Source organism: Capnocytophaga sp. oral taxon 902 (assembly GCF_013394735.1).
GTDB classification, from domain to species: Bacteria; Bacteroidota; Bacteroidia; order Flavobacteriales; family Flavobacteriaceae; genus Capnocytophaga; species Capnocytophaga ochracea.
The window spans coordinates 2,631,769-2,644,418 of record NZ_CP058261.1; the positions used below are offsets into that span (position 1 = coordinate 2,631,769).

Sequence of the window (12,650 nt, forward strand, 5' to 3'; positions counted from 1 at the left end):
ATGAAGATAAAAAATCAATATATCAACCGCGAATTGAGTTGGCTAAAATTCAATGCACGCGTACTTCAAGAGGCAGCCGATGAGCGAGTGCCCCTATTGGAGCGTTTGCGTTTTGCGGGTATCTTCTCGAACAACTTAGATGAGTTCTTTAAAGTGCGTTACGCTACTGTAAAGCGTGTGGCGATGAACGAAACCTCAGATAAAGAACTGGGGGTACACGCCAAAGAGCTCTTGGAAGAAATTACCAAAGAGGTAATACAGCTACAAGAAGAGAGCTTGAAAATTATCGCTACTATTACCAAGGAATTGGAGAAAGAGCAGATATTTATGGTAGATGAAAAAACGTTATTACCCGAGCACGAAGCCTTTGTAAATAGCTATTTCTACGACAAAGTACGCCCCGCCCTTTTTACTATTATTCTTAACGATTTAGAGAAGTTCCCACAACTGAAAGACGATGTGGCGTATTTGGCAGTAAAAATGACCCTAAAAGAAGAAGACGAAAAAGCCTCAGGAGTACAAAAGTTCTTTTCATCACGTGTTTATAAAGAAAAAATACAGTACGCCCTTATTGAGTTGCCTGTTACCCTCGACCGTTTTATAGAGTTGCCTCAAATAGGGGATAAGCATTATATTATTATGCTTGATGATGTGATACGCTTTTGCTTGCACAAGATATTTAATATTTTCAATTACGAATCGCTTACGGCAAATATGATTAAAATCACCCGTGATGCCGAGTTGGACATAGACGATGATTTGAGCAAGAGCTTTATCGAGAAACTCTCGACCAGTATAGAAGACAGACGCAAAGGCGAGCCGGTGCGCTTTGTGTACGACAAGATGATAGACAAGGACACCTTGCAATTTTTATTAGAGAAAATGGGTATTATGAAAACCGACAGCGTAATCCCAGGAGGGCGCTACCATAACCGTCGCGACTTTATGAACTTCCCCAGCTTAGGGCGCAAGGATTTGACATATGCCTCTATACAGCCACTACCTGTACAAGGACTCACCTCAGAAGAGAGTTTGCTAAAGAAAATTGCTGAAAAAGACTATTTGCAATACACGCCTTACCATACTTTTTCTAACATTATATGGTTTTTGAGGGAAGCTGCCCTTGACCCTAAGGTAAAATCGGTGAAAATAACCATTTATCGTTTGGCAAAGAACTCACAAGTAGTAAATTCACTTATCAATGCAGTGAAAAATGGCAAACAAGTAACCGTACAGATAGAATTGCAAGCTCGTTTTGATGAAGAATCGAATATACGATATGCTGAACAGCTAAAAGCAGAAGGTGTAAAAGTCATCTTCGGCGTACGCGGACTGAAAGTACACAGCAAAATATGTGTGATTGAACGTAAAGAAGGAAAAGAACTAAAACGTTATGGATTTATCAGCACTGGTAACTTCAATGAAACTACTGCTAAAATCTATACTGATTATACGCTGTTTACTGCCAATCAGGAGATACTTAAAGAGGTGAACAAAATTTTTAACTTCTTTGATACCAATTACAATGTGCAAAAATTCAAGCATCTGATAGTGTCTCCACACTATACCAAAAAGCAACTCAAACACCTGATAGACGAAGAAATCAAGAATGCTAAGGCAGGCAAAGAGGCGTATATCAAGCTGAAGATGAATAACATTACTAGCTACAAGATGATAGACAAGCTATACGAAGCCAGCCGTGCAGGAGTAAAAATACAAATGATTGTACGTGGTATTTGCTGTTTGGTGCCAGGAATCGAAGGAATGAGTGAGAATATAGAGGTAATAAGTATAGTTGATAAGTTCTTGGAACATCCACGTTTGTTTATCTTTGCCAACGGAGGCAACCCTAAATTCTACATCTCTTCAGCCGACTGGATGACGCGCAATATTTCATTCAGAGTGGAAGTAGGTTGCCCTATTTACGACAAAGCAATACAGCAAGAGTTGATAGACACCTTCGAAATAAGTTGGGCAGACAATGTAAAGGCACGTATAATTAACGAGGCACAAGACAATACCTACCGCCCTCATACTACCCCAGCTTTGCGCTCACAGGTAGCCTTATACGAGTATTATCAGCATAAAAATAAGCGCACCAAATAGATGAAAAGACCTCAAATAAAATTAGCACAATACGTAATAGAAGCTTGCAAAGCCAAACAAGTAAAGCACATTGTTATTTCACCAGGGTCGCGTAATGCCCCTCTGACTATTGGCTTTGCCAACGACCCTTATTTTAGTTGTTACAGCATCGTAGATGAGCGTTGTGCTGCTTTTTTTGCCTTGGGCATTGCTCAGCAATTACACCAACCTGTGGCAGTGGTATGTACATCGGGCTCTGCCTTGCTGAATTACTATCCCGCTTTTTCAGAGGCTTTTTACAGCAATATACCATTGGTGGTCATCTCAGCCGACCGTCCGTCGAGTAAAATAGACATAGGTGACGGGCAAACCATACGTCAGGTGAATGTACTGGCAAACCACAGTGCCTATAATGCCAATCTATCCGATGAAGCACATAGCGATAAGAGTAATTTTTACGAGCTAAACAGGGCACTGAATACAGCTATAGAGGAGCAATTGCCGGTGCACATCAATGTACCTTTTGAAGAACCCTTATACCTTACTACGGAAGAGCACTATCTTTTTAAGAATATAGCTGCAAAACCACAGAAACCTATTATTAATGAGAGAAGAGCTTCTGATTTCGTGAAACATTGGAACGATTCAGCTAAAAAAATGGTATTAGTAGGAGTATTGGCTCCTAATAGTGTAGAAACACAATATGTAGAGTGGCTTGCTAAAGACCCTTCGGTATTGGTACTGACAGAAACTACATCTAACTTGCACCACTCCGATTTTATTCCTTATATCGATAAATTGCTCACTTATACTGAAAGAGACCCAGCTCTAAAAGAAGCCTTACGACCTGATTTATTACTTACTTTTGGAGGCTTGGTAGTTTCCAAAAAGATAAAACAGTTCTTACGTAGTTATAAACCTACTTATCACTATAATGTAGATTTGCACAAAGGTTATGATTCGTATTTCTGTTTAACAGCTCATTTTAAAGCGGATATCAATACTTTTTTGAGGGAAGTAATTCCTAATTTGGTTAATGTTTCTTCTACTTATCAACAGCAGTGGTTAGAGGTGAAAAACGAGATACAGCAAATACATTTAGAGTATATCAGCCAAGCGCCTTTCTCCGATTTTAAAGTGTACAGTGAGGTATTCAGTAATATTCCTAATGATTATATTATACAGATAAGCAATAGTTCTGCAATTAGGTATGCCCAACTGATAAAAGCACACCCTTCTTGGAAGGTGTTTTGCAACCGAGGTACTAGCGGTATCGACGGTAGTATGAGCACTGCTATTGGGGCTGCTGTAGGAAGCGCATCGCCCACAGTGTTCATTACAGGTGATTTGAGTTTCTTTTACGATAGCAATGCTTTTTGGAACAAATATATTCCACAAGACTTTAGAGTGATTCTCCTCAATAATCAAGGTGGAGGCATTTTCAGAATACTACCCGGTGATAAAGCTGACCCTAACTTTGAATACTTCTTTGAGACACCTCATAGGCTTACAGCAGAACATTTTTGTAAAATGTATGGCATTAGCTATCAGTTAGCAACTAATCTATCTGATTTACAGAAAGATTTAAGTAATTTCTTCGAAGTGTCAGAGAAACCTAAGCTGTTAGAAATTCATACACCAAGAAAAATAAATGATAAAGTTTTGTTAAAATATTTTGAGGTATTGAAAAAATGACTACCTTTACCGCATTAATAATTTTAAATATAAAAAATTATGAGCAAACGTGATGAATTAATTGCTGTGTACACCCAAGATTTGAAAGAAAAATGTGGTGAAAAGAACCCAGATGTAGCGTTCTTAACAAAAGTAACTGTGGGCTTAGGTCCTTCTATCTACAACGCCGATGCTTCTAAAGTATCAGGCTCTGACCAAGCAGAGTTAGACCGTGTAAAACAAAACTTCCTAATCAAAAAATTAGGTTTGAAAGACGGTCCTGAGTTAGACAAAGCTATTGAAGCTGTGTTAGAAAAATACGGTAAATCAAACAGAAATAAGCACCGTGCAGTTGTTTATTATTTGTTGGCTAAACACTTCAAAAAAGAAAGTGTTTACAACAAATAAAAGATTTTTTAAAAAGAACAAGAGGCTATCCAATTCAGATAGCCTCTTATTTTTTATGTAGATATTTCTAGAAAGAACATTCATATCTCAAATAAATAGTAATTATTCCACTAAATAACTTACCCGAATAGCACGAAAGTTGCTGATAGCTTGAAAACTAGTTTCAATGCGCCTGATATGCTCTTTAGTGTGACGTAAAGAGACTTCGGAGGAGTGTACTTTCACCAAAATATCTTTCAGATATTCATTTCTAATACGAGAAATAGGAGGGAATTCAGGACCTAGGACGTCTATTCCTCTTTGAGAAGCAAAAACTTCACGAAGTGTATTAGCAAACCACTCAGCACTTTCATTTACTCGGTTAAAATTACTGTGTTTGAGAGTTATTTTTATCATTTGTACAAAAGGAGGATATAAAAAGGATTGGCGTTCCTCTATCTGACTTTGATACATTCCTCTGAAATCATTTTGTAATACTTGCTGAATTACGGGGTGCTGTGGGTTATAGGTTTGTATCAATACTTTTCCTTGTTGGGCACTTCTTCCCGCACGCCCTGATACCTGCAATAATAGCTGAAAACTCCTTTCGTAAGCTCGGTAGTCAGGAGAATGAATAAGAGCATCGGCATTCATTACGCCTACTAGACCTATGTTTTCAAAATCTAATCCCTTCGTGATCATTTGCGTACCTACTAATATTTGCGTTTCTTGCTGCTCGAACTTGGATAATATTTTTTCATATCCGTATTTACCATTGGTAGTATCCTGATCCATTCTGTCTATGGCTATTTTTGGGAAAAGCACTTCTAATTCTTTACTAATTTGCTCTGTTCCGAAGCCTTTTGTTCTTAAATCAACACTTCCGCAAGCTATACAGGCTTTGGGCATAGGAATCGCATAACCGCAATAATGGCATCGCAACTGATTACTGCTTTGATGGAAAGTGAGACTTACATCGCAATGCGGACATTGAGGCACCGTGCCACATTGCATACACTGCACGATAGGAGCATAACCTCTCCTGTTTTGAAAGAGAAGTACCTGTCTCCCTTGCGATAAAGTATTCGTAATTTCCTTTATCAGAACGTCGGAAAAATGCCCGTTCATACGTTTGCGATGGTGCTTATCCTTAATATCGATAAGCTCGATAATAGGAGGAAGGAAATCTGCGTAGCGTTTTGATAAGTATACAAATCCGTACTTTTCAGTCTTCACGTTGTGCATACTCTCCAACGAAGGCGTTGCCGAACCTAGCAAAGTTTTAGCTTTGAAAATGTTTGCTAACATAATAGCAGTATCCCGTGCTTGCATTCGAGGAGCTGGTTCAAACTGTCGGTAAGAATTATCGTGCTCCTCATCAATGATTACAAGCCCTAATTGCCTGAAAGGCAAGTAAACTGATGAGCGGACACCTACAACCAATTGCGCTTTGGGATTATTATTTAGTACATTATTCCAAACTTCCACCCGTTCGTTCGTACTGTATTTAGAATGATATACTGAGAGGCTCTTGCCAAAATGATTCTTCAATCGGTTGATAAGATGAACCGTCAAGCCGATTTCAGGAAGAAGATAGAGTACTTGTTTTCCTGCCTTTAAATATTGGTCGATAAGTTCAATGTAAATTTCAGTCTTCCCAGAGGCGGTAACCCCTTGTAAAAGAACTGTGTTTTTAGTCTGAAACTGTTTCTGAATTTGATGAAGAGCTTCTTCTTGTACCTCATTGAGTACCTTTTTTTTCAAAACATCACTATCAGCGAAGCTAACGCGGTCTTTCTGTAAGTAATATTCTTCAAAAATACCTTTTTCTATTACTGATTTTAGTACTGTTGTCGATACACTGGCTTCTTCTAATAATTTTTCTGCTTTTAAAGGCAATATTTCTCTGTTGATATAATTAAAATAAGCCATTATCAACTTCTTTTGTTTTTCCGACCGCTTCAAAAGTTCTAAGGCTTTTTGCAAGCCTTCTTCGGTTTGATATTCAGAAGATAAACGAATGTATTTGATGAGTTTTGGTACATATTTCTCAAATATTCTTTCGGAAATGCGAGCAGCTCCTTTCTCTACCAAGCTCTTCATCACTTTCAGAGCCTTATTTTTGGGGATTATCTTGCTCACCTCACTACCTTTGAGGGCTGTTTTGTAATGTAAGGCTTCGTATACCTGCCACTCGTCATCGGTAAAGAGTGTTGAACTTAGTTCTTTTTCTGCAATTTCGATTATTGTTTCACTTTCTAATAAAAAAGCCGATGGCAAGGCTGATTTTAGTACTTCCCCTAAAGTGCACATATAGAAATCGGCTATCCATTGCCAATGTTCTATTTGCTGGAGAGTAACGATAGGCGTTTCATCTAAGATATATTCAATGTCTTTGGTGTCATAAGAAGGCTCGACCGTATGTATATGATGTACTATAGCCGTGTATACTTTCGATTTACCGAATGGAACAGCCACGCGCATCCCCATTTGTAAGAAATGTGCTTCGTTTTCATTAATACGATAGGTAAAAAGTTTAGAAAGCGGAAGCGGCAAGATTACATCTACGAAATACATCAGTCGTGTTTTTTAAGTTTCAGAAGCGAAGCATTCAGTTCAAACCCCAATAACAATATGTTGGCATTTAACCATATATAAAGCAGGAAGATAAGCAATGCCCCGATAGACCCATACAGCTGGTTGTAGCGAGAAAAATTCTCGATATAAATACCGAACAAATAGGTTGTCACGCCGAACAATAACACTGTAAAGAGCGAACCTGCTGAAAAGAACTTACTTTCCCTGCCTTCAACTGTACCGAAGTAAAACAGCAGTCCTGTACCGAAGTAGGTAATCAGTGCGACGAAAACTATTTTCGATATTTTAAGTAGCGTTTCGTAATCGGTAATAAAATTGATTTTATCGAGGTAAGGCACTAAATACACTTCGTAATAAATGAATACAACCACAGCAAATAGAACAAGAAGTGCCAAAATAATTGCTACCATTAGGGCGTAGAGATATTGCTTGATATAGGTGCGTGTGATTTGCCGATGGTACGAGTACTCAAAACCTCCAAAAATTGCCATAATACCATTGGTCATTAAGAAAATAGAGAGAAAAAATACCGAAGACAACAAGCCACCACGTTTTTTATCGGCGATATCGAAAAAAATATCCGAAAAGAAATCGTGCGTACCTGGGGGAAGCATATCTTCAATAAAAGCCCAAAAGTCTCCCTGGAAATTTTCGATAGGAATATAAGGGATTAAGTTTAAAATGAACAGCAAAAAAGGAAAGATTGCCAAGAAAAAACTATACGAGATAGCGCTCGCCCGATAGGTAAGTGCGCCTCTAATAATCCCTGCGGTATACAGTTCGAGCAAATCATATAATGAAAAAGCGTTCTTAGCTAAAGGAATACTTTTCAAAAAGCTTACGAATTGCTTGATAATGGGAAGGTTATGTATTCTCTCTTTTAATGTCATCAGTAGTTAGTTTTTTTTGGAAAGTATATTGCTTTTAGTTGATTTTCTTTCTTTTAGTCGCTCTTTTATCGCCCCAATAAACCAATAAGGAATAACCATACATAAAAGGCAGAATAGCCAAAAACCAATTAGGAAAATGACTACAAAAAGGAGAAAACCTAAATATTGCTCAATACTGAATGATAGATAATAAACGCTCATAACTTTTCCTATCTTAATTACCAGTTTATGGCTTCCTTCCCTACGGATGTAAGATAGGCATTAGCTTTGCTGAAATGCTTGTTGCCAAACCAATAGCCTTTGTTTGCACTCAAAGGAGAGGGGTGCCCTGAGGTAAGAATACAATGTTTTGCCGGGTCGATAAGGCTTATTTTCTTTTTGGCATAACCACCCCACAACATAAATACTATATTGTTACAATGTGCTGAAACTGCTTTAATAACAGCGTCAGTAAAAGTTTCCCACCCTTTATTTTGGTGGCTACCAGCTTCGTTGGCTCTTACGGTGAGAGTGGCGTTCAGCAGCAAAACTCCTTGCGATGCCCAGCACTCCAAATTGCCACTGATAGGGTAGGAGGTACCTAAATCTTGCCCTATTTCCCTAAAAATATTGATAAGTGAAGGTGGGTGGGCAATGCCATCGTGTACTGAAAAACACAAACCGTTTGCCTGCCCTTCGCCGTGATAGGGGTCTTGCCCGATGATAACTACTTTCACCTTGTCCAGCGGACAATGGTCGAAAGCCGAAAATATTTGCTTTCCTTTGGGATAACAGATATTTTCGGCATATTCTTTCTTTACAAAATCGGTGAGCTGACTGAAATACGGCTTATTAAATTCTTCTTGTAATACCGACTTCCAGCTGGGGTGTATGTTCACTTCCATAGTTTATGGGATAACATTTGTATTTTCTTTGTTTTTAGCAGAAGGGGCATTCGGCTTTCTACGTGCTATCACATCGGCGTAATACTTCCTGCTGTTATTGATGACCTCCAACGTCTTTTTGTAGAACTCATCTTGTTTTACCCCCGATAGGGTTACAATGTAATTTACCATATTGCGGTAATCATCTGAGAGCTCTTTGCGTAGCGGACGTATATGATAGGCTTCTTTTTGCAAGGTTTGGAACGACCTGTGCGAAAAAAGTTCATCAAACGCCTTATTAGATTTTTCCAACTCACTTACAAACTCCTTAATTTGCAAGGTTTTCACTGCACTTACATAAGGTTCAGCTTTGAGCTGAGTAATGAGGGTTGTAAGGTTGCTGGTTTCTTCCTCATACGTTTCTTTTGAAACATCTTTATAAGGGTCTATAAGCCTTTTTAGCGTTTCAAAAGCCTTTTTCTTATCGTCCGTCTTCGCATATTTATAAGGGCGAATACTCAAACGCAAGGCACGCATATCGGTATCTCTTGCGTGGTCAAGTTCGGCGAGTTTTTTGGTCTCTTCACTAGAACGGATTCTTTCCAATCCCTTTTCATAAGAAGGAATTTTGCCTTTTAACTTTTCGAAGAGTACTTTAAAATCGGCATCTGTTTCCAATTTTAAATCAGTCTTGCCGAAATCTTCAAAAAATCACACTAAAAATTGTTTAAACTCGGCATTATGCAAGCGAGCAAGGTCTAAATTGATTAACTTCTCCTTTTTCATAAGTAGAAAATATTTTTTGAGGTTGTTAAATAATATAATATTATAAATTAGAGATTATCCTAATAATGATAATCCTCGTTTTTATGCGACAAAATTACGAATTCCTTTTCTTATATCCAAAATTATTTTCAAAGTTTTTTATTGATATATGAAAAATCAATATTATTATATGGTGTTTGTATTATATTTGATTCAACTTTGCCAAAGTTTCAAACTTTGGCAAAGTTAATACTGCAAAAACTACTATTCAAGTGCAATAATAGTCGCAACATTCCCCCCTTGAGGGGGGCAAGGGGGGTGTTTGCATTATAATTGTAATAATTTACGCAGAAAAGACCTCCCCCGTTCCCCCTCCGAAGGGGGACAATCCGCAAAAACACACTTTTTTGTAACTTTACAAAGTTAAACTACTCAAAAAGTGGCTCGCTATTAATTTTATAAAGTTCGGCAAGTCAAAAAGTGACTTTCTATCCACTTTAAAAAGATAAAGAACTTAAAAAGTGATTGTTTTTTGGACAATCACTTTTTTGAAATATTAATAAGGTGCCTTTTCGGTAAGTTGAACTTTATCGGATTTTCTGTACGAGCTCCAATTCGTCCAAAGAAACAGAGGTAGTAAACGCCCCGTAATTTACTATGGCTTTGCCTTTTTCAATTTTATCGATACTTCCCACGCTCCGGCTGTCTTTAATGCGTACACGGTCGCCTACTGAAAGGGCGCGTTGTAGCTTTTCCTTTTCGGCGCGTTCTTGGGCAATACGCTCTTTCTTCTCTTCTTTGCGTTGCTGGCGGATAGTCTCCATTTGCTTATGAACTTCTTCGGTAGTAGTTTTTTTCTCCTCTTTTTGCTTGGTGCGTTCCTCTTTGCTCATTTGTTTGCGCTTGGCATTTTCCATTTCAATGAGTTTGAGAAATTCGGATACCAAAGGGCGACGCTTACCATCGTAGAAATAACGTTCGGCTATCTGGTCTACCTTACTACCTAAGGTAATCATACGTTGGCTTTGGTCATAGAGCTCTTGATAATTTACGAGCTTGCTTTTTACTTTATCATTGAGTTCCTCCAAGCGTTTGGCTTCTTCGCGGGCTTTGGTTTCCTCATCTTTCAGGGTTTCGGCAGTTTTTTCCATTTTGGAGCGTTCTTTCTGCAATTTGGCGATAGTGGCATCAAAACGTACTTTTCCTTTCTCTATTTTTTTCTTAGCCCGATTGATGAGGCTAAACGGAATACCGTTTTTCTGCGCCACTTCAAAAGTGAAAGAGCTTCCCGCTTCGCCTATTATCAGCTTATAGATGGGCTCTAAGGTTTTATCGTTGAAAAGCATATTGGCATTGCTGGCGTGAGGTAATTCATCTGCCAGCATTTTTAAATTGGTGTAATGGGTGGTAATCACTCCGAAAGCCTTTCGGTGATAGAACTCTTCTAAGAATATTTCAGCCAAAGCACCTCCTAATTCAGGGTCGCTACCTGTCCCGAACTCATCTATCAAAAACAAGGTGCGGTGGTTGCACTTTTTGAGAAAGTAATTCATATTTTTGAGTCGGTAGCTGTATGTGCTAAGGTGGTTTTCAATAGATTGGTTATCGCCGATATCGGTAAGAATGCGTTCAAACAAACACATTTTAGAACGATGATGCACCGGAACGAGCATTCCACTTTGTAACATTAATTGCAATAAGCCAATGGTTTTAAGCGTAATACTCTTTCCGCCCGCATTAGGTCCCGAGATGACGATAATACGATTTTCATCATTCAGTTCTATGGTTTGAGGAAAGGTAGTAACACCTTTTTTGGCATTGCTAAGGTACAGCAAAGGGTGATATGCTTCACGGAGGAATAGTTCGCGCTCCTGAGTGATTTCTGGCAAAAGTGCGTTCATTTGGTGAGCGTACTTAGCTTTGGCGCAAATAATATCAACGGCTGTAATGTATTGCTGATAGTCTTTCAGCAGGTCAGCAAACTGACTGATGAAGGCGGTAAGTTCTCTTAATATACGCTGGATTTCCTCTTTTTCGTCATAAAGCAGATTGGAGAGTTCGCGAGAGTAGATTTCGGTTTGTTGCGGTTCTATATACACTATGCTACCCGTTTTTGAGCTCCCCCATACGGTGCCTTGTACTTTTCGGCGGTACATTGCTTTCACTGCCAATACGCGACGGTTTTCTATTACGGTCTCGCGGATATCATCGAGATAGTCGGCAGTGTTATACTCGGCGAGAGCACGGTTGAAACTCTCGTTGAGTTTTCCTTTCAAGGCACTCAGCTCGCGACGTATATTGCCAAGCGTAGGAGAGGCTTCGTTTTTTATCTCGCCGTACTTGTCCAGCACTTTATCGATAGCGTTCAGCAGTTCGGTAGTATACTCGATACTATCAGCCGTTTCGAAAAGGGTAGGGTATAGCGTTTTGAACTTCTTAAAGAAGAGAATTTGAGTGTTTACAACCTCGCTGATACGATGAATCTTCCTAATACTCGACACTTCTAACAAGGCGTTTTCAATAGATAGAAGTTTAATTTCGGAAGTGATAGATTCGCAATAGTGTGAAGGGATTGTGTTGTTATTATCAAAAGACGATAGGTATTCATTGGTTTGATTCAGTGCCAATAACAGGCTCTCCTGATTGTCGAAAGGCTTGATACGTAAGGCGTATTTCTTGCCGAGTTCAGTAAGGCAAAGGTCAGACAAATGAGAGAGTACAATGGGGAACTCTAAGTCTTCAAGTGTTTTTGTATTCATTTAGTTTTTAGGAAATATCTTTTTGTGATATAAAATCATCAGCCCCACTGCTATACATATTGCAGAGTCAGCCACATTGAACACGGGCTCGAAGAAACGAAAGCGTTCGTCTCCCCAAATGGGTACCCAGCTGGGAAGTGTAGTATCGATAATAGGGAAGTAGAACATATCCACCACTTTGCCGTGCAAGAGGGTTCCGTAAGGATTTTCGGCAAATAGGGTAGCAATGTTACCATAACTATGGTCGAAAATTATGCCGTAAAACACCGAATCGATGATATTGCCCAGTGCTCCTGCCAATATCAAAGAAATGCAAATAATAAGTATCTTAGGTTGTTGCTTTCTTACTGCCGATACCAGCCAATAACCGATACCTATTACCGCTACAATGCGAAAGAGAGTAAGAATGAGTTTGCCGTATTCGCCGGGAATTTTAGTACCCCAAGCTGCACCTTCGTTTTCTACAAAGTATATTTGAAACCAACTGAAAACGGTTACGGCTTCGTTGAGGATAAAGTGTGTTTTGATGTATATTTTGCTCCATTGGTCGATGATAAGTACCAACAGAATAATAAGGAATGCGTGTTTTAATTTCATATTGTTTTTTTGCTAAATGAGGCGCAAAGATA

At 38.9% G+C, this 12,650-nt stretch carries 8 protein-coding genes and 1 pseudogene; 3 read left to right on the forward strand and 6 right to left on the reverse strand.

What is annotated here, in order from left to right; genetic code table 11:
• The 3 genes from ppk1 to HW278_RS11325 are packed head-to-tail and all read left to right on the forward strand — an operon-like array spanning position 1 to position 4,167.
• Complete coding sequence (gene ppk1 / locus HW278_RS11315) at positions 1-2,106, forward strand: polyphosphate kinase 1 (RefSeq protein WP_178977879.1); 2,106 nt, start codon at positions 1-3, stop codon at positions 2,104-2,106.
• A complete protein-coding gene (gene menD, locus HW278_RS11320; RefSeq protein ID WP_178977880.1) occupies positions 2,107-3,780 on the forward strand; it encodes a 2-succinyl-5-enolpyruvyl-6-hydroxy-3-cyclohexene-1-carboxylic-acid synthase in 1,674 nt (557 codons plus the stop codon).
• Between the two features lie 39 nt (positions 3,781-3,819).
• Positions 3,820-4,167, forward strand: a complete 348-nt coding sequence (locus HW278_RS11325; RefSeq protein ID WP_009419954.1) for a DUF2853 family protein — start codon at positions 3,820-3,822, stop codon at positions 4,165-4,167.
• 102 nt (positions 4,168-4,269) lie between these two features.
• On the opposite strand, the gene priA is transcribed toward HW278_RS11325, so the two are convergent.
• From priA to HW278_RS11355, 6 genes and pseudogenes are all read right to left on the reverse strand, one after another.
• Positions 4,270-6,723, reverse strand: a complete 2,454-nt coding sequence (priA, locus tag HW278_RS11330; protein WP_178977881.1) for a primosomal protein N' — start codon at positions 6,721-6,723, stop codon at positions 4,270-4,272.
• Positions 6,723-7,634, reverse strand: a complete 912-nt coding sequence (locus tag HW278_RS11335) for a YihY/virulence factor BrkB family protein (protein WP_009411102.1) — start codon at positions 7,632-7,634, stop codon at positions 6,723-6,725. Before HW278_RS11335 ends, priA begins: the two co-directional genes overlap by 1 nt.
• Before the next feature lie 218 nt (positions 7,635-7,852).
• Positions 7,853-8,518 carry a uracil-DNA glycosylase gene (gene ung / locus HW278_RS11340; protein WP_178977882.1) on the reverse strand — a complete coding sequence of 222 codons (666 nt, stop codon included), beginning with the start codon at positions 8,516-8,518 and terminating at the stop codon, positions 7,853-7,855.
• Between the two features lie 3 nt (positions 8,519-8,521).
• Positions 8,522-9,283 (reverse strand): annotated as a pseudogene (locus HW278_RS11345) (DUF6261 family protein).
• Between the two features lie 566 nt (positions 9,284-9,849).
• Positions 9,850-12,021, reverse strand: a complete 2,172-nt coding sequence (locus HW278_RS11350; protein WP_178977883.1) for an endonuclease MutS2 — start codon at positions 12,019-12,021, stop codon at positions 9,850-9,852.
• Entirely contained in the window at positions 12,022-12,618 is a 597-nt protein-coding gene (locus HW278_RS11355) for a lipoprotein signal peptidase (protein ID WP_178977884.1), read from the reverse strand.
• Between the last annotated feature and the right edge of the window lie 32 nt (positions 12,619-12,650).

Excerpts from the sequence above, each read along its gene's own strand:
- ppk1 (WP_178977879.1), top strand. The coding sequence starts at position 1 with ATGAAGATAAAAAATCAATATATCAACCGCGAATTGAGTTGGCTAAAA.
- menD (WP_178977880.1), top strand. The coding sequence starts at position 2,107 with ATGAAAAGACCTCAAATAAAATTAGCACAATACGTAATAGAAGCTTGC.
- HW278_RS11325 (WP_009419954.1), top strand. The coding sequence starts at position 3,820 with ATGAGCAAACGTGATGAATTAATTGCTGTGTACACCCAAGATTTGAAA.
- priA (WP_178977881.1), bottom strand. The coding sequence starts at position 6,723 with ATGTATTTCGTAGATGTAATCTTGCCGCTTCCGCTTTCTAAACTTTTT.
- HW278_RS11335 (WP_009411102.1), bottom strand. The coding sequence starts at position 7,634 with ATGACATTAAAAGAGAGAATACATAACCTTCCCATTATCAAGCAATTC.
- ung (WP_178977882.1), bottom strand. The coding sequence starts at position 8,518 with ATGGAAGTGAACATACACCCCAGCTGGAAGTCGGTATTACAAGAAGAA.
- HW278_RS11350 (WP_178977883.1), bottom strand. The coding sequence starts at position 12,021 with ATGAATACAAAAACACTTGAAGACTTAGAGTTCCCCATTGTACTCTCT.
- HW278_RS11355 (WP_178977884.1), bottom strand. The coding sequence starts at position 12,618 with ATGAAATTAAAACACGCATTCCTTATTATTCTGTTGGTACTTATCATC.